This window comes from Enterococcus saigonensis, assembly GCF_011397115.1.
Classification (GTDB): Bacteria; Bacillota; Bacilli; order Lactobacillales; family Enterococcaceae; genus Enterococcus_C; species Enterococcus_C saigonensis.
This window is the reverse complement of record NZ_AP022822.1, coordinates 818,089-841,017: the sequence shown is the minus strand read 5'-3', so window position 1 is coordinate 841,017 and position 22,929 is coordinate 818,089. Positions and strand designations below refer to the sequence as shown.

Annotated in this window: 22 protein-coding genes and 2 other annotated features; of the genes, 6 read left to right on the top strand and 16 right to left on the bottom strand. The window is 34.7% G+C overall.

The features are described 5' to 3' along the window. Positions 1-63: 63 nt before the first annotated feature. The 4 genes from EsVE80_RS03895 to EsVE80_RS03880 form a co-directional block, all read right to left on the bottom strand. Positions 64-1,272: a M20 family metallopeptidase gene (locus tag EsVE80_RS03895; RefSeq protein ID WP_173102529.1), complete on the bottom strand. Its 1,209-nt coding sequence runs from the start codon at positions 1,270-1,272 to the stop codon at positions 64-66. Positions 1,273-1,362: 90 nt separating this feature from the next. Continuing rightward, positions 1,363-2,205, bottom strand: coding sequence for a MetQ/NlpA family ABC transporter substrate-binding protein (locus EsVE80_RS03890; protein ID WP_173102528.1), 843 nt, complete (start codon positions 2,203-2,205; stop codon positions 1,363-1,365). A 28-nt stretch (positions 2,206-2,233) separates the two neighbouring features. After that, positions 2,234-2,911: a methionine ABC transporter permease gene (locus EsVE80_RS03885; protein ID WP_173102527.1), complete on the bottom strand. Its 678-nt coding sequence runs from the start codon at positions 2,909-2,911 to the stop codon at positions 2,234-2,236. 1 nt (position 2,912) lies between these two features. Further along, entirely contained in the window at positions 2,913-3,983 is a 1,071-nt protein-coding gene (locus EsVE80_RS03880) for a methionine ABC transporter ATP-binding protein (protein WP_173102526.1), read from the bottom strand. A 128-nt stretch (positions 3,984-4,111) separates the two neighbouring features. Further along, positions 4,112-4,349, bottom strand: a binding site (T-box leader). A 36-nt stretch (positions 4,350-4,385) separates the two neighbouring features. After that, positions 4,386-4,623, bottom strand: a binding site (T-box leader). 267 nt (positions 4,624-4,890) lie between these two features. On the opposite strand from EsVE80_RS03880, the gene EsVE80_RS03875 reads away from it, so the two are divergent. Then, a complete protein-coding gene (locus tag EsVE80_RS03875) occupies positions 4,891-6,000 on the top strand; it encodes an ABC transporter ATP-binding protein (RefSeq protein WP_173102525.1) in 1,110 nt (369 codons plus the stop codon). Between the two features lie 84 nt (positions 6,001-6,084). Here EsVE80_RS03875 and EsVE80_RS03870 read toward each other — a convergent pair whose 3' ends face one another. From EsVE80_RS03870 to EsVE80_RS03815, 12 genes are all read right to left on the bottom strand, one after another. Further along, positions 6,085-7,449 carry a gluconokinase gene (locus tag EsVE80_RS03870; RefSeq protein WP_173102524.1) on the bottom strand — a complete coding sequence of 455 codons (1,365 nt, stop codon included), beginning with the start codon at positions 7,447-7,449 and terminating at the stop codon, positions 6,085-6,087. Positions 7,450-7,679: 230 nt separating this feature from the next. Further along, the gene (locus EsVE80_RS03865) at positions 7,680-8,972 is read right to left on the bottom strand and encodes a coiled-coil domain-containing protein (protein ID WP_173102523.1); all 1,293 of its coding nucleotides are present in this window, start codon (positions 8,970-8,972) and stop codon (positions 7,680-7,682) included. Positions 8,973-9,437: 465 nt separating this feature from the next. After that, positions 9,438-9,908 (bottom strand): glutathione peroxidase, encoded by a 471-nt coding sequence (locus tag EsVE80_RS03860; protein WP_173102522.1) that lies wholly within the window; start codon positions 9,906-9,908, stop codon positions 9,438-9,440. Positions 9,909-10,109: 201 nt separating this feature from the next. After that, entirely contained in the window at positions 10,110-10,751 is a 642-nt protein-coding gene (locus tag EsVE80_RS03855; RefSeq protein ID WP_173102521.1) for a bifunctional 2-keto-4-hydroxyglutarate aldolase/2-keto-3-deoxy-6-phosphogluconate aldolase, read from the bottom strand. Between the two features lie 8 nt (positions 10,752-10,759). Then, complete coding sequence (gene hxlB, locus EsVE80_RS03850; protein ID WP_173102520.1) at positions 10,760-11,302, bottom strand: 6-phospho-3-hexuloisomerase; 543 nt, start codon at positions 11,300-11,302, stop codon at positions 10,760-10,762. Next, positions 11,289-11,924: an orotidine 5'-phosphate decarboxylase / HUMPS family protein gene (locus EsVE80_RS03845; RefSeq protein WP_173102519.1), complete on the bottom strand. Its 636-nt coding sequence runs from the start codon at positions 11,922-11,924 to the stop codon at positions 11,289-11,291. Before EsVE80_RS03845 ends, hxlB begins: the two co-directional genes overlap by 14 nt. Next, entirely contained in the window at positions 11,925-12,884 is a 960-nt protein-coding gene (locus EsVE80_RS03840; protein WP_173102518.1) for a sugar kinase, read from the bottom strand. Between the two features lie 24 nt (positions 12,885-12,908). Then, complete coding sequence (locus tag EsVE80_RS03835) at positions 12,909-14,180, bottom strand: gluconate:proton symporter (protein WP_173102517.1); 1,272 nt, start codon at positions 14,178-14,180, stop codon at positions 12,909-12,911. 12 nt (positions 14,181-14,192) lie between these two features. Further along, positions 14,193-14,438, bottom strand: a complete 246-nt coding sequence (locus tag EsVE80_RS03830; protein ID WP_173102516.1) for a hypothetical protein — start codon at positions 14,436-14,438, stop codon at positions 14,193-14,195. Next, positions 14,435-15,175 (bottom strand): sugar phosphate isomerase/epimerase family protein, encoded by a 741-nt coding sequence (locus EsVE80_RS03825; RefSeq protein WP_173102515.1) that lies wholly within the window; start codon positions 15,173-15,175, stop codon positions 14,435-14,437. The genes EsVE80_RS03830 and EsVE80_RS03825 overlap by 4 nt, the downstream gene beginning before the upstream one ends. Positions 15,176-15,358: 183 nt before the next feature. Further along, complete coding sequence (locus tag EsVE80_RS03820) at positions 15,359-16,345, bottom strand: LacI family DNA-binding transcriptional regulator (RefSeq protein WP_173102514.1); 987 nt, start codon at positions 16,343-16,345, stop codon at positions 15,359-15,361. Positions 16,346-16,427: 82 nt separating this feature from the next. After that, the gene (locus tag EsVE80_RS03815; RefSeq protein ID WP_173102513.1) at positions 16,428-16,742 is read right to left on the bottom strand and encodes a DsrE family protein; all 315 of its coding nucleotides are present in this window, start codon (positions 16,740-16,742) and stop codon (positions 16,428-16,430) included. Between the two features lie 256 nt (positions 16,743-16,998). Here EsVE80_RS03815 and EsVE80_RS03810 point away from each other — a divergent pair, with 256 nt between their 5' ends. The 5 genes from EsVE80_RS03810 (at position 16,999) to EsVE80_RS03790 (ending at position 22,926) form a co-directional block, all read left to right on the top strand. Continuing rightward, positions 16,999-17,664, top strand: coding sequence for a WxL domain-containing protein (locus EsVE80_RS03810; protein WP_173102512.1), 666 nt, complete (start codon positions 16,999-17,001; stop codon positions 17,662-17,664). After that, on the top strand, positions 17,651-18,688 hold the full coding sequence (locus tag EsVE80_RS03805) for a DUF916 and DUF3324 domain-containing protein (protein WP_173102511.1): 1,038 nt from the start codon (positions 17,651-17,653) through the stop codon (positions 18,686-18,688). Before EsVE80_RS03810 ends, EsVE80_RS03805 begins: the two co-directional genes overlap by 14 nt. Positions 18,689-18,879: 191 nt before the next feature. Further along, positions 18,880-19,197, top strand: a complete 318-nt coding sequence (locus tag EsVE80_RS03800; protein WP_173102510.1) for a hypothetical protein — start codon at positions 18,880-18,882, stop codon at positions 19,195-19,197. Positions 19,198-19,201: 4 nt separating this feature from the next. Continuing rightward, positions 19,202-21,313 (top strand): MucBP domain-containing protein, encoded by a 2,112-nt coding sequence (locus EsVE80_RS03795; RefSeq protein ID WP_173102509.1) that lies wholly within the window; start codon positions 19,202-19,204, stop codon positions 21,311-21,313. Between the two features lie 134 nt (positions 21,314-21,447). Continuing rightward, positions 21,448-22,926, top strand: a complete 1,479-nt coding sequence (locus tag EsVE80_RS03790; protein ID WP_173102508.1) for a helix-turn-helix domain-containing protein — start codon at positions 21,448-21,450, stop codon at positions 22,924-22,926. The last annotated feature ends 3 nt before the right edge of the window (positions 22,927-22,929 follow it).

The following is a 22,929-nucleotide window of genomic DNA, read 5'->3' as shown; positions in this document are numbered from 1 at the left end:
TAAACCTGTGCCAAAAAGTTTCTTGGCGCAGGTTTACAATTAGCCCACAATGGTACACAATATTTAGTTTCCTTTGGTTAAACTTTCTTTATGCTCGCGCTTGATTTTAGTCAATAGTTCAGGTTGTTCAAATAAGTCCAATGCCGTTTTAGCTAATAGTTCTGCAGCAATACCAATAGACGCCAACCCTTTCTCACTCTTAGCGGCGGCTTTAAATTCTTCAGAATGTCCCGCAATGTAATCATCAGAAATTGAAACAGTTGGTTGGATTGTTGGCACAACTTGACTGACATTTCCAACATCAGAAGATCCTAAACTTGTCCGTACGTGTGTTTCGATTTTTCCTGCTGGTATCTGAAGCTCTGCGACATGTTGAAAGAATAGTTCGTCAAAACTTGGGGTGACAATCACATCATCCACCGAATTTTGGAAAAGACCAAAGTCATAAGTTGCCCCTGTAACAAGTGCAGCAGCTTTCACAATATTTTCTACTTTTTGATAGACTTCATTTAATGTACCCCGATTTTTTGCCCGTAAATAAAAACGAGCTGCAGCGTATTCAGGAATAACATTAGCAGCAACACCACCATCAGTAATAATTCCGTGAATATTCACATCTTTTGGCAAGTACAATCGCAAGCTATTGATTCCATTAAAAACCTGTAACAGGGCTTCTAACGCACTAATTCCTTTTTCTGGGGCCCCTGCTGCATGGGCGGCGCGTCCATAAAATTTAATATCAACCGGATCATTTGCTAAAGAAGCGGTTGTTTTGCCATAACGATGTGCTGGGTGAACACACAAGGCGGCATCTACATCAGCAAAGAAACCTTCTCGTACAAAACTTCCCTTTGCTGAACCATTTTCTCCTCCTTCTTCACCAGGAGTACCGTAAACTCGTATTTCACCACCCAAGTCTGTAATTAAATCTTTTAATGCACTTGCTGCTAATACAGAATACGTGCCAAAAAGATTGTGCCCACAAGCATGCCCAATCCCCGGCAGCGCATCAAATTCAGCTAAAAAGGCAATCACTGGTCCTGGTTTACCAGTTAAAAAGCGAGCATCAAATCCTGTTCGGTGTCCAGCAACATCTTTTTTAACAGTAAAACCTTCTATTTCTAATTGCTTAATTAGTACATCTGAAGAATAAAATTCATAATTACTAACTTCAGGATGACGATGAATATCTAACGCAATTTCTTTATAAGTTGGTAAACTTGCCGCAATAAATTCTTCAATGTGTTGTGTTCTAGTAGTTGTAGTTGCCATACACTTCACTCCTTAATTTATAGATTATAAGCTAATCTTACTCATTCTAAAGTCAGTCTCATTTTTTCTTTTGTTAAAATATTAAGCTAATTATTTACGACCAAAAGTTTCCCAAGCTGGCACACTAGAGCCTTTAGACGTTTCAGCAATTACTTTTTCCGTTTCTTTTGTTTGATAAGCTGTCACAATTTTTTGATAAACTTTATTATTTGCATCTTCTTTTCGCGCTACAATAATATTGACATAAGGCCGTGCATTGTCGTCTACAGGTTCTAAGAAAATTGCATCTTTTGTTGGTGTAAATCCAGCATCTACGGCAACGCCACTATTAATAACAGAAATAGTAACATCTGATAATGCTCGAGCTGTTTGCGCAGCATCTAATTCCGTGATTTTTAAATCATTTTTGTTTTCCGTAATATCTGAAACTGTTGGTGTTTGTTTTTTAGCAGGATCTACTTTAATTAAACCCGCTGTTTGTAAAAGAAGTAACGCCCGTCCCCCATTTGTTACATCATTTGGAATTGCCACTTTCGCACCATCTTTTAAATTTTTTATATCTTTAATTTTGTCAGAGTAGATTCCCAGTGGTGCATTAACGGTATTGCCAATGGATACAAGATCAGTTTTATGTTCTTTATTGTAGTTATCTAGAAAAAACTGATGTTGAAAAGCATTTAAATCAATCGATTTATCCGCTAACGCTGCATTTGGTTGATTGTAGTCAGTAAATTTTACATATTCCAAATGAATACCTTCTTTTTTGAGACGCTCTTTCACATTATCCCAAACATCTGTATCTGAACCAATTACCCCCAATTTGACCGTCGTCTCTTTTGAGTTATCCTTTGCTTTGGCATTTCCTTTTGAACAGCCTGTGGCAACAAACAACAATGCAACTGCGATAAAGCCTACTTTGATTAATTTTTTCATTTTCTATTCCTCCAAATAAGTTCTTATTCTAATGAGTAATTTTTTTAATAATTTGATTACTTATAAATTGACTGATAAAAACCAAGATTAATATTAATAAGGTTGCGACAATCGTAACATCTGTTTGAAAGCGATTATAGCCTCGAGAAATAGCTAAATTTCCCAAGCCTCCAGCACCCACAGCTCCTGCCATTGTGGTTAGGCCAATCACGTTAATAATTGTTAATGCACTAACCCGGACAATTCCCGGTAATCCCTCTAACAAATACACGCGAAATATTATTCCCGCCGGACTCGTTCCCATCGCTTGCGCTGCTTCCACTACTCCTGGGTCAACTTCTAATAAGGCATTTTCAATTTGACGAGCAAAAAATGGAACTACTCCCACTACTAAAGGAACTAACGCTGCTTTTTCCCCAATCGTTGTTCCCACGACAAAGCGAGTTACCAAAGCTAAAAGAGACAACATAATAATGAAGGGAATAGAACGTACAATATTAATTAATTTATCGAAAATATTGTATAACGGGCGATTTTGTAAGATACCATTAGGACGACTTACTACTAAAACAACACCTAATAAAATTCCTAAAATACCGCCAACTAGCGCCGTCCAAAATGACATGTATAAAGTTTGTTTTGTAGCTTCAATAAACTCGTCTGGTATAGCAAAAACGTTTGGAAAATACTTTTCTACTACCTGCATTCTAAAAACCTCCATTCATAACTCTGGCGCTTTCTTCTGTATATTTTAAAACATTCGTGTAAACTCCTAGTCTTTGTAAATATTTTAAAGCCTGCCGGCGCTGATTTTCTTCACCAGCTAAAGTAACAACCAAACTTCCCAATGGTACATCTTGGATAATTTCCACGTTGCCATATAATATATTGGTCGTCACTTGATAGCGACTGTATAATTGAGCAATCAACGGTTCATTGGTCTGATCTCCTACATACGCCAATTCTACTAACCATTCGCTTTTTGTTAAGTGGCTAAACTTTGCACTATTCAAAATAGTTTCCAAAGCTTGGTCAATATGAGTAGCGGTTCGAATAAAGTCCCGGGTTAACGCTTGCTTTGGCTGGCTAAAAACTTGAATACAGCTCCCTTTTTCAATAATTTCACCTGCCTCCATGACAGCAACTTTGTTACAAATCTCTTTAACTACTTGCATTTCATGGGTGATTAAGATAATTGTTAAGTCCAATTTCTTATTTAAATCTTTTAATAAAGCTAAAATTTGGAGTGTAGTTTTTGGATCAAGGGCACTTGTAGCTTCATCACATAACAAAATATTCGGGTCGTTAGCTAACGCTCTGGCAATCGCCACACGCTGTTTTTGTCCCCCAGATAATTGAGCAGGATAGCTATTGGCTTTATCGCGAATTCCCACCAGATCTAATAGTTCGTTGACTTTTTCTTGACGTTCCTGTTTGGATTTTCCCGTATATTTTAGAGAAAATGCCACGTTTTCAAAAATCGTTCGACTATTCATTAAATTAAAATGTTGGAAAATCATCCCAATTTCTTTACGTTTTTCTCGTAATTTTTTATCTTTCAAGGTAGTTAGCTCTGTGCCATTAACTGTAACCGTGCCGCTGGTTGGGCGTTGCAATAAATTAATAACCCGTACTAAGGTACTTTTCCCTGCTCCAGAATAGCCGACAATTCCATAAACATCTCCTTTTTGGATATGCAAATTTACAGCGGAAACGGCGTGAACTACTTCATTTTTATCTTGCGAAAATGTCACCGAAATATTTTTTAAGTCAATCATATCTTTCCTCCTAAAAATCCGTTTTTTCGTCTTTTTAAAAGTATCACATTCGTTTTTGCCCCATTATTTTCATCCTTTCAAAAAAATTGCGATAAAAAAAGCATCCTCAAACAAAGAAATTTTCTTTGCTTGAGGACGCTTTTTGCGTGTTACCACCTCATTTTAGATTCAGTTCGCACTCAATCCCTCTTCAAGTACTAGCATACTCTAGCGCTTTAGCGGGCGCACCCGTTATTTTCTTACTTTTCAGCTCGAAAATAATTTACTCATAAGCCATTTTCAACAATTTCATTTTTACTTCTTTTCAGCTACCGAAGCTCTCTGTTAAAAAAATTCATTGTCTACTTACTTAATCATTGTAAGTAATATTAAAATAAAAAAATCCTTTTACAGATTAATCTGTAAAAGGACGAATGATCGTGTTACCACCTTAATTTGAAAGCAATGCTTTCCTCTGCCCAACATCTAATATTTATAGAGATTGGTGTTCCTTTTAACGGTGGAACGCTTCCGAAGCTGCCTACTTATCGACAAACTTTTTCTCCAAGGCCATTTTCAGTATTTTGTCCATAACACTTTCCACCAAGCAGTGTCTCTCTAAAATGTCCGCCAAACTTACTTTCCTCATCAACGAATACTATTTACTTGTTGAAATGAAGTTTACGCTAATCAAAATTTTTTGTCAATAAAAAAATAATTTTTTTGTTAACTGCTTTGACAGGCCATAAAAAAGGCTGAAAGTCGAACTTTAAAATCTAGCAGAACACTCCAACATTAAAATGAAACCATTTTCAAAAAAGTGCACAAAAAATAGGACTCCTTTTGTGCACTCTGACCTAACAAATAAAAACGGTTACATATATACTAGGTGCATAGCAAATAATAAAAAGAAAAAGAGGTAATAATCATGGTACAAATGGCTTTAAATCATGTCTATAAAAAATATGATAATGCGGAAAACTATTCCGTTACTGACTTTAATTTAAATATTGCAGATCGCGAATTCATTGTTTTTGTTGGACCTTCAGGTTGTGGTAAATCAACAACTTTACGGATGATTGCAGGTCTAGAAGATATTACAGAAGGTGAACTATCAATTGGCGACAAAGTGATGAATGATGTGGCGCCAAAAGATCGCGATATCGCCATGGTATTCCAAAACTACGCCCTATACCCACATATGACTGTATTTGATAACATGGCATTTGGTTTAAAATTGCGTAAATATGACAAAGCAGATATTAAAACACGTGTTGAAAACGCTGCTGAAATTTTAGGCTTAAAAGAATATTTAGACCGTAAGCCAGCTGCTCTATCTGGTGGTCAACGACAACGGGTTGCTTTAGGTCGTGCCATTGTTCGGGATGCCAAAGTCTTCTTAATGGATGAACCGTTGTCAAACTTAGATGCAAAATTACGGGTTGCCATGCGTGCTGAAATCGCAAAATTACACCAACGCTTAAACACAACGACAATTTATGTTACCCATGACCAAACTGAAGCTATGACAATGGCTGACCGAATTGTTATCATGAAAGATGGTTTTATTCAACAAATCGGAACACCTCAAGAAGTATATGATACACCAGTTAATGTCTTTGTTGCAGGTTTCATTGGCTCTCCTGCTATGAACTTCTTCAACGTTACATTAAATAACGGTGTAATTACAGACGGTTACGGCTTAAAATTACGTATTCCAGAAGGAAAAAATAAAATTTTAGTTGAAAAAGGTTATGAAGGCAAAGAAGTTATCTTTGGTATTCGTCCAGAAGATATTCACTCTGAGCAAGTCGCAATTGACGCTTCACCAGAAGCAACGGTTAACGCAGAAGTCGTTGTATCAGAATTACTTGGTGCAGAATCAATGTTGTATACAAAAACTGGTGAAACTGAATTTGTATCAAAAGTGGATGCTCGAGACTTCCATAAACCAGGTGAATTCATTGACCTTGCTTTCAATATCAATAAAGCACACTTCTTTGATAAAGATAGCGAAAATGTTATCAAATTACCTTAATTTTGTTCATTTCTTATTTTCCCATAAAAGCAAAAAACGTTCGCAAATGCGAGCGTTTTTTGTTTTCGTTTTTTTTAATCGTTTCTAAAAATAATTTTCAGCCAATTTTTCATAAATTACTTGCTCTTTTAGATTAGGTAAAAAATGTACTTCTTCTCTTTGCGATTGTATTTCCGTTTGAAAATATAAATAGTATAAACCAAAAATTGGTTCATTTTCTGGCGCATAAATACATTCTATACCAAAAATCGTGCTAGCTAACTGCGCAAGTTCAGTTGTTTGAAAAAAACCGCCACTAACTGATAATACTTGCTTTGGGGCCACTAAATTTATTAAACGGCGAATATTTAATAACATTCCTTCAATTACACTACGTATTAAATCTTCTCTTGTATGTTTTAATGTCAGACCTGAGAATCCCCCCTTGGCATTTTCATCCCAAATAGGCGCTCTTTCTCCATTTAAATAAGGTTCAAAACGTAAGCCACGGGCACCTATACTAGTTTTTTCGAGAATATTGGGTAATTGGCTGAAAAAAGTGTTTTGATCTTTTGCTAATTGGTTTGCTGTCCATTCCAGTAAAGCAGCTCCGTTATTAGTTGGTGCACCAAGTACAAAGTATTTTTCATTCAAATAGTAACAAAAATTTTGTTTATTTGGTTCTAATTGTACAGTGGTAGTAATTTGCCTTACCGCTGCACTAGTTCCAATTGTTAGACTAGCTGTTCTTTTCGTGCGATAAAAACTGGCATAAGCTGCTAGGGTTCCATCGCTAGCACCAACTGCAACTTTTATCTTTGGTGCAAAACCAAAGTGATTAATTTTATCTGTCTTCATAGGCAGTGTTTTCGTTGTGTCGACAATTTCAGCTAATTGATTTGGGTTAATTGCCAGATAAGATAGAATTTCTGTACTCCACGTTTTCTTTTCCAAATCATAATATCCTGTAGCTGAAGCACAAGCGCGATCAATAATAAATTTTCCAGTGAAATATTCTAACACTAGCTCTTTTAAGCCCGACCACTTCGTCACTTCTTGATATTTATTGGCTTCTTTAAAATAAAGTAGTTTCGCAAAAGGCGACATTGCATGAATTGGTGTGCCTGTTAGTTGATAAAAATGTTTCGCTAATTTTCTTTTAGAGAAATGGGCAATCGTTTTACCAGCCTGTAAGTCTGACCATAAAAAAACTTTTTGACTATTAGCAGGAAGTAAACTGTGCATCGCTGTACTAAAACTGATTATTGAAATTTTTTCACGTAAATTTTTGGGAATTAGAAAAATTCCTTTTTCTAATAAGGCAAGAATTTCTGAGGCATCCTGATATTTTGTCACCTCATCACCATATGTCCTTATTTTCAAGCTTGTTTCAAACAATAGTTTTTGATCACCAATTACTCCTAATTTCATTGCTGTGGTTCCAATATCGATTCCTAAAAATACAGCCAAATTTATCCACCTCTATTTTAGCTCACTTCATGTTATTCTTCTTATTCTAGCATAAGAGTGTTTTTCTCTAAAATAAAGTGACATTAAAAATGCGAACTATACCTGCTAACTTTTAGTCATAACTATTTTATTGCAGTCAAATCAATTTTTTTCATGTGAAAAGTTTATACTTTTTTTACAGAACAAAAAAAGACGTCGAAATATTATCGACGTCTTGAAGGTTCATTAAATTAACGATGAATATAAGTTAAGCCAGATGCGCTTAATGTTTCGATGTTTGGACCAGTTGGTGATGAGAAGCCCATACCACCTTGTGAAATTGTAATTGTGTTGTTGGCTGCATTGTATGATTCAACGTAAGCTACGTGACCATAAACTGGATCAGCATTCCAACTACCAACACTTTGGCCGCCAGCAAATACTACAACAGCACCAGCAGCAGGTGTTCCATCAACGCGATAACCATCAGCCGCTGCTGATGCGCCCCATTGTGCTCCATTGCCCCAATAAGTTCCTACCCAAGGTGCAACTTGTTTTACATACCACGTACATTGGCCTTGTGCATACATATTGCCTGAACCTGAATGGTCGATTCCACTACCTGAACCACCGCCCCAATTGTTGTCATCAGATTCATTGTTATTATTGATATCATTATCATTTGAGTTATTATTATCTGTTTGATTATTTTCAATAGGTTTATTTGTTTCAATAGAACCAGAGCCATTATTAACAGGCGTAGTATTGCTTTCTTGTTGTGCTTGTGCTGCTAATTGTTCTTGACGAGCTGCTTCTTTTGCTGCCGCAGCTTCTTTTGCTTCTTGTTCTTTCCGAATCCGAGCTGCTTCGGCTAGCGCTTGTGCTTTTTGTTTGTTTAATTTATCTTTATCACTTTTAGCAGTTGCTTCTTCAGCCGCTAAGTTCGCTTTTAAAACGTTTAATTCAGCTTGTTTATTCGCAATAGCATTTTTCTGAGTTTCTAACTCTTTTTGATTCGCAGCTAATGCGCTCACTTTTTCTTCATTTTCTTTAACTTTTGTCTCAACTGCTTGTTTATCGCGCTTTTGTTGAGCAACTAAATCATTATTAGCTTTAACAATTGTTGTCATTGCTTGAACACGACCAATAGCGTCTGATAATGAATCAGATTCAACCACCGCATCGATGAAGTTGGTACTTTGACCGTTCACTTGAACATCGCGAGCTTGTTTTTTTATTGCTTCTTCTCGTTTAGCAATTCGTACTTTTAACGTCGCAATTTTATCTTGTAATTTCATTGTTTCTTCATTTAATTTGGCTTGCTTATTTTCTAAGTCACTTACTTTTTCAGCAACTGCTGCAATTTCAGTTTCTAATGAACTAATTTGATTTGAAACATCAGCTTGTTGACCTTGTAAGCTGTTAATTTTTTGATCTTGTGCTTCAATTTTTTCATCAATAGTATCTGCAAAGGCTACATTACTTGGTACGGCTGCAAGTGTTAAGGAGCAAACTAATAATGCTGATAACAAACTCTTCTTCACGTAAAATTCCTCCGAATGGCGTCTTATTTTCTTATTTAATAAATAAAAATTACCGGTTAAAAAGTTCTTTTCTCTTTTAACGCTAAGAGCAGTTTAACATAGTGATATGTCAAACAAATAATAACTATGTTACAAAAATATTTCAAAGCAGCACGTTTTTTTACAAAAAGTAAAAATCTTATCAAAATAAGCTTTATATCTACATATTCAAATGTATTTATCTTAATTTTTGTTTTTTTTAAACAAAAAAAATTAATTTTATTTTTCTACACTTCTTATTTTTCTATATATACTAAAAAAGATTGTCTATACTCTTTACTTCTTATTTCAACTTTTATTTATACCTACCGTAAAAAATGACTTTAAAATTTATAGTAATATTAAAGATAATTTTCTAAACAAAACAGACTCCTAAAATAGAATTTACTCTACTTTAGGAGTCTGTTTTATTTTCATTTCTTAACATCAAAGTAATTGTGTAATTGTATCTGCAATTTTTTCCGGTGTTGTCGCAGAAGCAAAACGTTTTACAATATTGCCGTTACGATCTACCACAAATTTAGTAAAATTCCACTTAATTGCGGAACCGATACCTTTTTTTTCGGTTTTTAAGAATTGGTACAACGGTTCTGCATTTTCACCATTTACCTCAATTTTGGCAAATGTTTTAAATGTTGTATGGTAGCGTAATTGACAAAATTCTTGGATTTCAGCATTACTTCCAGGAGCTTGGTTACCAAACTGATTACAAGGAAAATCTAAAATTTCGAAACCTTTTGCTTGAAATTGCTGATATAAATTTTCAAGTCCTTCATATTGTGGTGTAAAGCCACATCCAGTCGCAGTATTTACAATGAGTAACACTTTACCACGATATGCTTCTAAAGAAACAGGGTTGCCAGTTGCATCTTTAACCGTATAATCGTAAATTGCCATTTTACCCCTCCTCATTTTTCTTACTCTAATTGTAATTTACTTTTCCTTTTTTGAACATTTTTATCAACTAATAGTAATAATAAACGTTGTTTTTTCCAAAAAAAAAGACGGAAAGTTAATGTCTCCATGTAACAACAATCAAATTTTTAAATTTGATTGTTGGGGGAAACTTACCAACTTTTCGTCTATAACGTATTCTTTTTATTTCGTTTCAAACCATCTTTTACTGTAGGCACTGGCCATTTTACTTACTTGCGTATAATCCTTTGTTGCAACACCTTGAAAGAGGTTACCCCCAACACCGACTAATAGCGCTCCCGCTTTTTTCCAAGTAAGAAGATTATCTAAATCAATTCCACCAGTTGGCATAATGTTAATTTGTGGTAGTGGCGCTTTAATACTCTTAATAAATGCTGGGTCAAAATTATTAGCTGGAAACAACTTCACGATTTCTGCCCCACTCATCATTGCTTGCTGCATTTCTGTTATTGTCATACAACCAGGTAGATATGGTACTTGATACAAGTTACATACTTGTGCTGTTTCTTGGTTAAAGGACGGACTTACAATAAATTCGGCTCCCGCTACAATTGCCATACGGGCTGTGATTGCATCAAGTACCGTTCCTGCACCAACAACCACACTTTTTTGTTCAATATATATTTCTTTAAGCTGTGCAATAACAATAGCTGCGTCAGGTATTGAAAAGGTTACTTCTAAGCCAAAGATACCTCCTGCAACGACTGCCCGTGCTGCATCTAATGCTTGTTGTTGTGTTTTCTCTCGGATGACTGCAACAATCCCTGTGTTTTCAAGACGAGCTAAAACTTCTCCTTTTTTCATCACAATTCCTACTCTACATTAACGTGTTCATGTAACGCATCTTCATTAGACGTGTCATCTCGTGCCGCTAATTTCAAAGTTAATGCGTCCAATGTAATGTGCACCGTTTGATCAAAAAGACTCGATAGTAGTTGCACAGACTTAATCCCTGCACCGGTTTTCGTTGCGCCAGGAACTACAATAACTTTATCAGCCAATTTAGCCAAAGGTGATGTAGCATCACTGGTTAAAACAACAATATCCAACCCTAATTTTTTTGCTGCTTGTGTATCCGCCACAATTCCTTTTGTTGTTCCTGAACCTGAGATGGCTACCCATGTATCGCCTTTTTGAATTGACGGCGTGATGGTTTCCCCCATGACAAAATCAGTATACCCAATATGCATTAAACGCATAGCGAATCCTTTTGCTTGAAAACCACTTCGTCCCGCACCGATGATAAAGATACGTTTATTTTTTTGAAATAAAGGTAAAACTTTTTCCAATTGTTTTTCATCAACCAACGTCATCACTTGATTAATTTCAGTCATTATTGTTTCAATTGTTTTCATTGTGAATAGCCTCCATAAACTCACTTACTGCTTTAATTGGATCTTGTGCTTTGACAATTTTGGAGCCAACAATTACTACTTCCAATAAATCTTGTTGTGCCAATTTTTTTACTTGTTCTAAATCAATTCCCCCAGCAATTGCCAATCGTTTAATCTCAGGAAATTTCCTATGAAATGCTGCTACACTGGCTGCAGCTTCCATTTTATCTTTACGATCAATCGAATGATGTAACGCATAAATTGCTTTTGGAAAATCTTTTATAGACGCAATTTTTTCATCACTTACTTCCAACAAATCAATCATCATTGTCTTATTTTCTTTTTGTGCAACTTCATAACAAGCAGCTATCGTGTCATAAGAGGCCGCGCCCATTACGGTAACAATATCACCCCCATAATGAAAAGCTTGATTAAACTCATACGCTCCTTCATCAATGGTTTTGCTATCGACTAATAAAGACGTTTGAGTCAATTTCTGGCGGATACGCTCAATCGCAACATTACCATAATCTTTCACTAAAGATGTGCCAATCTCTAAAATATCTGTTTTACCATTAAGTTGTTGCGCTAATTTCTCCGCTTCTTCTAACGAAATACGGTCAATTGCAGTTTGTAATTTCAATTATTTCACCTTCTGATTTTGTAAAAATTCATTCAATTGTTCAGGCGTGGGATAACCATCGTTGTCACCAGGAGATTGAACAGCCATCGCACCAATTGCATTGGCACGGACTACCGCATCTTTTAAATCTTCTCCTTCCATCAAAGCAGTGATTAGTCCAACAGCAAAACCATCTCCTGCCCCCACTGTGTCCACTACCTCTTCAACTTTAAAACCCGGAACTGTAAAACTCTCACCGCTTTTTACTTTGACATAAGCGCCTTCTGTTCCTAATTTCACGATTACCGTTTTTGTTGCAGACCCATTGTTTAAATAAAAGTCAGCAATTTTTTCCGGATCGCGACTGCCCATTAAAATTTCGCCTTCATTAATCCCAGGTAGAACAATTTCAGCATGAGAAGCTAGATCATTAATTGTATTTACCATTTCTTCTTTACTAGACCACAATTGCGGACGCAAGTTTGGATCAAAGGTTGTCCGAATTTGATTTTTTTCTAAAAGATCAATTAAATAGCGGAATGCTGCTTGCGCTTCAAGGGAAATAGCTGGAAAAATACCGGATAAATGCGCCATTTTCACTTCAGAAAAATCAATTTTATCCAATACTTCTTTTTCAAAATGAGCTGCTGCAGATCCTTTACGAAAATAGAAAATACTTGGATCGCCGTTACTTACTCTATCTTTTAATTGAAAGGCTGTCCAAAAATCTGCAGTTTCTGAAATATAGTCAGTCCCAATCTTATTTTCATGTAATTGATCAATAATAAACTCACCAAAGGGGTCTTTTCCCACTTGTGTAATATATTCACTACTGTGATTTAAACGAGCGACCCCTACAGCTACATTGACCTCTGCTCCTGCTAAAAATTTTTGAAAATGCAAAGCATCTTTTAAAGATTTATCAACTTCTTCTGACCCAAACAATGCAATAGGTTCACCAATTGTTAAAAATTCACTCATATTAAATTCCTCTTTTCTTTTATTTTAAAGTAAAATGTAAGCTGCAATTAAGTTTAAAACCGTCGCAGCCCATGCCCACGGCAGACCTGTTAATAAGAATGTTTTTGTATCTAGACCTGCATATTGAACTGACCATAAGTTCCAAGATTGCGTAATACAAGCAGACACACCCATCATTGAAGGGACCACAAGTAAACCGTATAAGAAATATTGATCAAACATCCCCGTTCCCACTAAAATTGCCGCCGTAGCAGCACCTGCACCATAAAGCATCAGCGGTCCACGGAAATAAGAAAGTGGTGCAATAACTGCTACAATAATAATTAGAGCCAGTTTACTATCTGGAATAATTTGTTGGAAAACACTCGTAAAGCCAGACATTGCATGAACTGCTGCAGATTGAAACATCGTCAAGACAAACAACATAATCAGCAAGCCAGCGATATCACTAATTGCATGTTTTGCAGTTTCATTCATCATCATGACAAATTTCGTATACTTTTTCATATTACCGGTTGCGGCAAAAGCAATAATCGTTGAAAGAAGCAAAGCTGGTACTGCATCCCATTTAGCAAAAATACTTAAAGCCACAGGTAATACTGGCAAAATATAGGTCCAGATTGGTACTTCTACAATTTCCTCTTCACTACTACTTTCAATAATTTCAGGCTTTCCGTTTCGTATTTTTTTTGCATTAAATAAAATAAATAATACTAAGATAACCATCTGAATCCCCATTGCGACAAAACCAAAGCGCTGATAATGAGGGCCCCAAGCTACTTTAGGGAAAAATACTTGAAATTGAACGAATAAAACATTGTTAACATACATAGCCGCACCAATTGCAATTGTAAAAACTGAAACCGCAATATTTCGTGGTACCCCAATAGAGAACATAATTGGAAATAAGATTACACCGACTGCAATTGCTGACCCAACACCATAAGAACTGGTGAATATTAAAGCGATTACAAAAGCAATTAAAATTGTTGCTAATACAGGACTTTTCTTTCCTACTTTTTCTGTTCGGCGGCTAATACTGCCTGCAATACCTGTATCTACTAGCACTCGTCCAAACCAAGAACCAAAAATAATATAAGCTGCTGTTTTTCCGTAATTTAAAACAGGTTCAGTAAAAATTTCTTTAATTGCTTGGTTAAAAGGAACCAAGCCAATAATCGTCCATAAAACTGCCATGACGAAGAAGCCAACGGTCAAGTTTCCGCCTTTCATGGCGTAAATGACAAAAACGATAAAGGTTAATGCAAGTAAAATTCCAGTTATTGCGCCACCCATTTTTTACGCCTCCTAATATTTGTTTAATTCACTTAAAATACGTTGATAATTTGAAACGGGTTTCTTATGGTCTTCGATAAAGAAATCATTTTCTAAATGATTAAATTTTTGAATTAAATAATAAGCTGTTAAGTAAGCAGCTAATGCCTCTTTGGCTGCCCCTTCCATGCTTTCTGTATTAATGTCTGGACGATTAATCGTGTCCATGAAATGATAAGCAAATTTTTCGGCATCTATTTTTGTTTGTTGTTCACTCATTTTACTTCCTCCTCTAAAAGTAATTTTGCTTCAAGGATTTCTTCATCAGTAGTAGTTGGATATTCAATAGCAATCGGAAGATTAGCTGGTAAAATACCTAGTACTTTGCGCCAATCAATAACACCGTGATCTAATCCTGTTGCTTGTGGTTGATCATTTTCATAACGAACATCTTTGACGTGAATGTAATGCACATATTCTGCTAATTCTTCAGCTGCTTTGACTTCATCTTGACCCACAAAACGCCAGTTGCCTAAATCATAGACATAACCAATACCTAAATCTGTTGCTTTTACAGCAGTCATATATTTTTTTATTGCTGCAATAGTCCCCGAGGTTTGGGTTTGATCATTTTCAATTGTAATTGCTACGCCCTTGTCAACAAGCGCTTTCATTTCTTTCAAATGTAGCTCACCTGTAAAATCTCCGATATTCCATTTAATCTGTTTAACACCCATACTATTTGCTTCGTCTATATATCTCTTTAATTTAGGATTTACTTCACCGTTAATATAGACTTCATCTGGTACACTATAAAATAATTCAAGTTGTAGACGTTCCGCTTCTTTTTTAATCAGCGGAATTTCTTTTGTGATATCTTTAAAATATTCTCTGCGGATTTCTACCGCTTGAAATCCTAGAGCAGCTATTTGTGCGAATAATTCATTTTGTTGAGCACCATTCTCAATTTTTTTTGCAAAAGCTAAGAAGTTAAGTACGATTTTATTTTTCTCCATAAAGCCCATCCTTTCAATTAGTTAACCGGTTTCTATATACAGATAGTAAACCGGTTTCTAAAAAATGTCAACGGTTACATTATTAAAAAACAACATTCAAAACTGAATAAAAAGAACAGCCTCTTAGAAACCGGTTTCTAAGAGGCTGTTTTCTTTGTCATCTTCTTTAAAAAAAAACTTAAATTAAACAGATTTGCGCCAACGAATTGTAGAAGGCACAATAATTTCTGTCACATTTTTGTTTCCATTCCGCAATATAGTTAGTAACTCTTCTGCTGCGATTTCTCCAATTTTTCGTGAAGGTTGTTCGATACTTGTAATACCTGGACCCACCAATTCTGTTAAACTCCAATCATCAAAACCTGTAATTCCTATTACATCGGGCATAGTAATCGTTTGATTAATCAAAATGGCTAAACTATCCATTAAAATGCGACCATTTGAAGCAAATAGTAGCTTTTTTTTTGGTTTCAGAAGAATCGCTTCAATCACACTTTTTAGTTCTTCTTTACTATTGGCTTCAATTACTTGAACTTGTTTACCCGCTTTTAAAACACTCTGAATAACCGTTTGCGAACGTACTTCCCGAGTGCTGACATTTTTTATCGGTTCACTAAGAACAAAAAAATCCTCATAACCTTTTTGCAAGGCTTTATTTACTACTTCTTTTGTAGCAGCAACATTGTTTGTCAAAACAGAAGTCCATTCTTCTGGTTCCGTTTGACGATCTACTAATAATAATGGAATATTAAATTTATTGATAAATTCATATTGTTCTGACTGACGTGAAGATGGCTGCAAAATAATTCCTTCAACACTCTGATCAAGTAATCGTTGTAGTAATTCTTTTTCCTTTGTAATCGAGTTACTTGCATCCATAATAATCATTTGATAGCCATTTTTTTCAAGAATTGACCCAATTCCTTTCAGTAATAATGAAGAATACATATTTGAGATATCCGCCACCACAACGCCTATCAAGTAACTGTGTTTTGATTTTAATGCTTGTGCTTGTTTACTTGGTCTATAACCAAGGCGTTTGATGACTTCTTCAATTCTTGCTTTGGTTTCTTTAGACATATTGCCGTAATTATGATTTAAAAAGCGCGAAATGGTCGTCTTTGATACCCCTGCTTCTTGGGCAACCTCATTGATGGTTATTTTTTTCATTTTCTTTCTCCAACTGTCTTTTTAGTTATTGTAGTGAACTTTACTTATAGTGACTAAGAGTTCATACGTCCCTACACTTCTATTATGGTTTGATATAAGTAAATCCAGCTTCTTGTAATTGAATTAAATCTAAAACTCCTGCAGATACAACTGTTACTCCCTCAGGAACTGCATTTTCCATTAAAAATGCTTTTAAAGCATTTTTACAAGCATGAAAGGAAACATTCGGATATTTGGAAATAAACTTTTGGGCATGTTCCAATTGATAGCTTTGAACTCCGCTGCCATTTGCCACTAAAACAATTTCAGCGTCTTGCACTAAGTTAAGTAAATTCTGAATATTTCGTGTTGCTTCTTGCCACTTTTCAACTTCATCTACATGAAATACAACTTTCATTTTAACTACTCCTTTTTAACAACGTTAAATCTATTATCCTTACTATACCACGTTCATTAACAAATCTTAAATACCTCTAATTTGCAACAAAAAAAGTGATGCATTTCACATTTTTTCCTGTATATTTCAATTTTTTTAAAGTACTTTTATTTTTTTTCTAAATATTGGAATTTTTTTGCTATTACGCTTTTATTTTTTGAATGTAAAAATATTAATAGGTCTAAAAAGACTAAAAAATTTAGGAGGAAAAGTTAAAATGAAAAAGAAAATTTTAGCATCACTTACTTTTAGTACTTTGATTTTATCTGTTGCTACACCAACAGTATTTGCCGCAGACAATACTCTCGTAACCAATGAGGCCGATGTGACACTACAACCAGGTTCTGGTACAAACGTAAAACCCGTTGTTGATCCTACAGGCGACACAGATGAAACACCAGAAACCGGCGCAACAGGTGCTCTTACGATTCCATTTGCTTCAAGTATTAGTTTTGGAAGTCAAGAAATACAACCCAATGATACTACCTACTATGCTCAAAACCAGCGACCTTTTGTTCAAGTAAATGATACTCGCGGTGATATGAAAGGTTGGACATTATCAGTTTCAGTTTCTGAATTTAAAGGTGCAAAAAATCAAAAGCCGTTAAAAGGTGCTCAATTAAGTTTTATGAATGGTAAAGTAGTGACACAAAAGAATACTTCCACTCCTCCAACCATTAGTTCAGAAAGAATTGATTTGAATCAATCCTTTCAACCGGTCATGGTTGCTGAAAAAGGACAAGGTGCTGGTGCCTGGGCGACATTATTTGAAGGAAAAAAAGGGCACAACGAAAAAGTAAAATTATTTGTACCACAAGCAGGCGTAGAAGCACAAGCCTATACTGCTAGTTTGACATGGGGATTAACCGATGCACCAATGTAATAACTTTAAAAGGTGGGCGCTTTTCAAGCCCATCTTTTTTCTTAGTTTTATCACCATCATCTGGTTTACTTTTCCTTCAAAAGTCATAGCATCTAAAAACTATGTAAGCTTTCAAGCTGAAGCCATTTTACCGGATAATCAACAATCTCAAGCAAGCTATTACGATTTAAAAGTAGTTGCGGGTAGTAAGCAAGCTTTGCAGTTGCGTTTGAAAAATACTAGTGAGAAAACAGTTACTGTAAAAATAGAAGCCAATAATGGATGTACCAATAAAAATGGCGCTTTAGATTATTCTGATCCTAATCAAAAACTTTTAGGCGGACCTACTTTCAAAGATATGATAAGCCCATCTCAAGTTGTAACACTGAAAAAAGGCGAAACAAAAAAAATATCTTTTCAGCTAACTATACCGAAAAAAGGGTTTAATGGTACGATTTTAGGTGGATTCTACCTTTATGAAATTGAAAAGAAAAATGATGAAAAAAAAGATGGACTTCAGTTGACCAATAAGTTTGCTTATACCATTGGTGTAAAGCTTATAGAAAACGAAGTCAACATCGCACCACAACTACTACTTGCCAAGGTGAAACCAGGACTTGATAACGGCTACCTTACGTTATTTGCAACATTAGAAAATCCCAAAGCTGTGTTGCTGAGCCGGCTCGACATGGATGCCTATGTTACCAAGAAAAATCAAAAAGACAAAATCCAAGAAGTAATAAAAAAAGTCTCTTTTGCTCCACGTTGTACTTTTAATTTACCTCTTTCATGGAAAAATACACCTTTAAAATCCGGAAACTATACTTTAACTGTTCTTTTACAAGATAGCTCTGGCAAAAAGTGGAAATTAGCCAAAGATTTTAAAATTGATCAAAAAGATGAAACATTAAATAAAAAAGCTGTTCGTGTTCCAAAAGAAAAAAGGTCTGTCTGGCTGTATGGTATTATTGCGATCTGCCTTATCGTAATATTTATTTTATTAGCTTACATCTTGAAGTTACGCCAAAAAAAAAGCTTGCCTTAGGAGAATAAAAATGAAAAAAAGAATAATAGTAAGTTTTGTCCTTGCTTATTTGCTGACAACAAAAGCAATAAAAGAAAGACGGTCTCACTCCTACTTTCTTTTCCTTGGTGTATGCTTTTTTATAGTGATGGCGCGATTAGTGTATATTTCTATCCTATTGAAAAGTAAAGATGAACATTAGGAGGATGATGATGAAAAAAATAATGATAACAAGTTGTCTTATAATACTTTTGACGCTATTTTCAATACCTGAAAATGCTTTAGCCAAAACAAATCAAGTTCAAAAAGACGCCACAATTACATTTTACTTTTCTTCGAAATCCAATCAGACCGTCTCTTTAAAAAAGGTCTATCTTGTTAAAAATCACGATTCAAATAGCGTATCAAAAAAAGCAACAGATTCACTACCACAGCTTAATTTAAACGACAATTTATGGTTTTCTTTATCGGGCCTGTTTCTTGTTGGAATACTGTTATTGGTAGTTTCTTTAAGAAGAAAAGAGGTTTAATATAATGAAAAACTCAGTGAAGCTGTATCTATTTTTATTAGGCGTCTTTATTAGTTTGAGTATCACTACCCCAGGGTATGCAACTAAATTGGTTACAAAGCTAACAAATCATACAAATTTGCATGACTATGGTTATTTTATACAATTGCCAGGATCTTATACACCAGCAGAAAATATCTTTATAATGCAACGCGGTGCTAAGACAACCGTTGATTCTTTTACAGGTTCTGCCACCAGTGAACAACTTATAGTTGATGCTAACACGCCTTCAAGTAGTGCAACGATTCATAATGTGGGCTGGTATAACGGTCATAGTGTATCGGTACATGTTTCACTTCATAAAAATCTCGACAATTTTGCTGGAGGCACGCTTTCTCTAGCAAAAGAATCTTTTTTAAATTTAACTATTGATGGCGATGTTGAGGTCTCTTATGAATTTTTTGATGAAACAAATACTCCATTAGCTATCACTACCACCGTTAATTGTAACCAATTAAATAAGCAGTTTTATTTTGGTGTAACGAATGTGTCCTTCAAAACACTTCATGCCTATGAGCCAACTAATATTTTTTCTAGAACTTGGCGCGATGACAAGGGTATTTATTGGGTAACCTATCATAATGAAGTAGACGGTGCTGCTACAGGTGATACAAAACAGCAACTAGAAATCGTGACACAGCCAACAAAAAGTATTCGTTTTATTTATCATAATAATACAAGAAATCCAGTCAATGTTCCCTATCACCCTCAATTTATTGCTAAACCTGAATTTGGAGCGGCATATGCTAATTCTCTGATTTTAGATAAACCAGAATCTGTTCTAACACTTTCGTCGCAACAAATCATTCCAAAAGTACCAGATAATCAGAAACCAAATAAGTTAGCACTTTACTTTGATTTAACCAATATATTGCAGTCACAACAATATCATTTTGAAAATATTAGAATAGATAATTTTGATGGTGAAGATGTAACGAGTCTTTTTACTTCACAATTACAGGGTAATACTCTTGTAGTAACAGCCAATAATCCAACTGATTCCCGTCTTTGTGAAACTACTTTATCTTATCATGTGAATTTTAAGTGGCAACGTTATAAACATCCTGTATCGGATCGTTTTATTGAAAATAATAAGTTATCTCTTTTTTATGCAATAAGAACAGAAATTCAAAATAGTGAACGCGCGTTTGATACTACCACATCAGCTCATTTGGCTATCAATTACCAAGGAAAAGTCCATGTCACTTTTGTTGATGAAAATAATCATTCTCTGCAAAATACTCTAGTTAAGTCCGGCATTTTAACACAGACTTTTGATGTTTCAAAACTTTATCCAGAAATTCCAAACTATATACCAATCAAAAACACAGTTACGGAAGATTCTGGTATCTATACCTTGGATACTCCAACAATTACTCATCGTTATCAAAGAAGTATGATTTTAAGTTTAAAAAATCTCGGGGATACTTTATTAGTTTCCCGCTTTAATAACCAAAGTTTACTACATATTTGGTTCAAACATGAAGCAGGTAAAAATATTAAACTTATGGCAAAACTTCAGAATAAAAAGATAGTAATCAAGCAATACACTGCTGCTCAAAGTGACGTTCAAGATAATGTTTATTTTGATGTACCCAAAAATTGGCTAAATAAGAAAGTTAGTTTTTATTTGGAAGATGATTTAGAAAATATTTCTAATATAGAGCAAAGAACGTTGATTAAAGAAGAAAAACCAACGTTAATCGTGCCTGATAACCTTTCTTTTGGAAATCAAGAAGTTCCTCCTACAGACAGATTTATAAAGCTGTCTAATAATCCTTTGCTCCATATTAAAGATGACAGCCAGTTGGATAAGGGAACATGGAGAATCAAAGTTAAACTCAAAAAAGAAATGACTTCCAAAGACGGTCAACTACTAAAACACGCGCTTTATCTTAACGATGAAAAAACGCAAAATAAAAAGATAATGAATAACGAAGAACAACTTGTCGCTTCTGGTAATGGCAATAAAATAATAAACTTAACAAAACTATTAGAGTTAAAACTATCACCATCTAATTCGTCAGGAAGTTATCAAGGAGAAATTATTTGGTCTTTAGAAGATGCACCTTTATAAAGGAATGAAAAAACTTGTCATAGTAAAAACTATGACAAGTTTTTTTAAGCAAATTTTTTTATCTCATATTTGATTAGCGTATAATAAAAGTAACGAAACCTTAAATTGATATTATTAAAGATGGAGGTGCTTTCATGCAGACTTTCTTAACAAAAACCTCGCAGAAAAAAATACGGATGTTTAATTTTTTACTAGAAGAAAAGAAATGGCGCACTATAAAAGAAATACAAGATTTGCTTGAACTATCAGCAAAATCAATTATTCTCTACGCAGAAGAATTAGAACATTTGTTTAAGAAATATAATGGCCAAATTGAATTAAAAAATGAAAATAATCAACGTTTTTTTCTTTTTAAGGAAGAAGATTTTCCAATTTATAATATTTATTTACACTACTACTATCAGTCTTACAACTATTACTTAATTGATTTTATTTATCATAATCCATATAAAAATTTAGAAGACTTTGCTGATAAACAGTTTACTAGCGTCTCTACTGTTTTTCGCTACGCTAAATTGCTTGTTCCTTATTTTAAACGTTGTAAAATAAAGTTTCATCCATTTGCATTAGAACTTGATGCCAACGAGGCAAATATACGTGCTTTCTTTTATTACTTTTATTGGAATTCTACTAGACGCGGTGGCTGGCCGTTCAAGAGCTCGCAGAAAAAAATATTAAAGTATGTTTCACAGTTTGAAAAAGTCTACAAAATATCCTTGCTTTCTTTACAAAAACGTATATTCAGTTACTGGTTAGCAATCATTTTAGATCGTTTTACCATTTATCCAGTTAAATTGGATACTCATACTGAGAAGATTGCTGCGGCAGATGAAAATTTTTCATTAGTAAATATTTGGCTCTCCCAATGTGATCTTGTTTTTCCAATTCCTGAGCAATTGTTTTTATACCAAGTTCTTTATTCCTTTGGAGTAATTGATGGAAATCGTCTATATGAGAAAAGTCATGCAAAAGCACATCAACTAAATAACAGTACATCTTATGCAGCAGTAACAAACTTGCAACGAGTCATACAAGACGACTTCCAATTCAAACTGGATACAAAGGATTCGGAGTTACTCTTTAATTTCATTGCCTTTCATGAGCGTAGCCAGTTGTTTTTCGGAAATACAGATGTTTTTTTCAATTACTCGTTTATAAAAAAATTGCAACGACAACAAAAAGAAGTGGCACACATTATTTTAGATTTTTATCGGCACTTACAACTTGTTGCACCAGAAAATGTACGACAGCTATTAAAAAACAAAGAGCAGTTATTTCTAAGCTATTATTATATTTTAGATTATTATGACTTACCGCTCAAAAAGCAAGAACCTATAAAAATCCTAATAGCTGACGATTTACATCATACACATCGACTTTGGCTGATGAACAAAGTTAAAAATTACTTTGGCAATGCTTATCCGTTATCCTTTTATGATTATGAACTAGATGTCTCTCGTGCAGATTTAGTAATCTCAAATTATTATTTTGATACGGACCAAACACCACTTTTACTTATGAAAAACTTTCCAACCGAAAGAAACTGGCGCACATTAGAAAAATTACTTTATAAAATTAGTCACAAAAAACAAGCTGAACAGACGTATAAATAAAAC

Excerpts from the sequence above, each read along its gene's own strand:
- EsVE80_RS03895 (WP_173102529.1), bottom strand. The coding sequence starts at position 1,272 with ATGGCAACTACAACTACTAGAACACAACACATTGAAGAATTTATTGCG.
- EsVE80_RS03890 (WP_173102528.1), bottom strand. The coding sequence starts at position 2,205 with ATGAAAAAATTAATCAAAGTAGGCTTTATCGCAGTTGCATTGTTGTTT.
- EsVE80_RS03885 (WP_173102527.1), bottom strand. The coding sequence starts at position 2,911 with ATGCAGGTAGTAGAAAAGTATTTTCCAAACGTTTTTGCTATACCAGAC.
- EsVE80_RS03880 (WP_173102526.1), bottom strand. The coding sequence starts at position 3,983 with ATGATTGACTTAAAAAATATTTCGGTGACATTTTCGCAAGATAAAAAT.
- EsVE80_RS03875 (WP_173102525.1), top strand. The coding sequence starts at position 4,891 with ATGGTACAAATGGCTTTAAATCATGTCTATAAAAAATATGATAATGCG.
- EsVE80_RS03860 (WP_173102522.1), bottom strand. The coding sequence starts at position 9,908 with ATGGCAATTTACGATTATACGGTTAAAGATGCAACTGGCAACCCTGTT.
- EsVE80_RS03855 (WP_173102521.1), bottom strand. The coding sequence starts at position 10,751 with ATGAAAAAAGGAGAAGTTTTAGCTCGTCTTGAAAACACAGGGATTGTT.
- hxlB (WP_173102520.1), bottom strand. The coding sequence starts at position 11,302 with ATGAAAACAATTGAAACAATAATGACTGAAATTAATCAAGTGATGACG.
- EsVE80_RS03840 (WP_173102518.1), bottom strand. The coding sequence starts at position 12,884 with ATGAGTGAATTTTTAACAATTGGTGAACCTATTGCATTGTTTGGGTCA.
- EsVE80_RS03835 (WP_173102517.1), bottom strand. The coding sequence starts at position 14,180 with ATGGGTGGCGCAATAACTGGAATTTTACTTGCATTAACCTTTATCGTT.
- EsVE80_RS03830 (WP_173102516.1), bottom strand. The coding sequence starts at position 14,438 with ATGAGTGAACAACAAACAAAAATAGATGCCGAAAAATTTGCTTATCAT.
- EsVE80_RS03825 (WP_173102515.1), bottom strand. The coding sequence starts at position 15,175 with ATGGAGAAAAATAAAATCGTACTTAACTTCTTAGCTTTTGCAAAAAAA.
- EsVE80_RS03820 (WP_173102514.1), bottom strand. The coding sequence starts at position 16,345 with ATGAAAAAAATAACCATCAATGAGGTTGCCCAAGAAGCAGGGGTATCA.
- EsVE80_RS03815 (WP_173102513.1), bottom strand. The coding sequence starts at position 16,742 with ATGAAAGTTGTATTTCATGTAGATGAAGTTGAAAAGTGGCAAGAAGCA.
- EsVE80_RS03810 (WP_173102512.1), top strand. The coding sequence starts at position 16,999 with ATGAAAAAGAAAATTTTAGCATCACTTACTTTTAGTACTTTGATTTTA.
- EsVE80_RS03805 (WP_173102511.1), top strand. The coding sequence starts at position 17,651 with ATGCACCAATGTAATAACTTTAAAAGGTGGGCGCTTTTCAAGCCCATC.
- EsVE80_RS03800 (WP_173102510.1), top strand. The coding sequence starts at position 18,880 with ATGAAAAAAATAATGATAACAAGTTGTCTTATAATACTTTTGACGCTA.
- EsVE80_RS03795 (WP_173102509.1), top strand. The coding sequence starts at position 19,202 with ATGAAAAACTCAGTGAAGCTGTATCTATTTTTATTAGGCGTCTTTATT.
- EsVE80_RS03790 (WP_173102508.1), top strand. The coding sequence starts at position 21,448 with ATGCAGACTTTCTTAACAAAAACCTCGCAGAAAAAAATACGGATGTTT.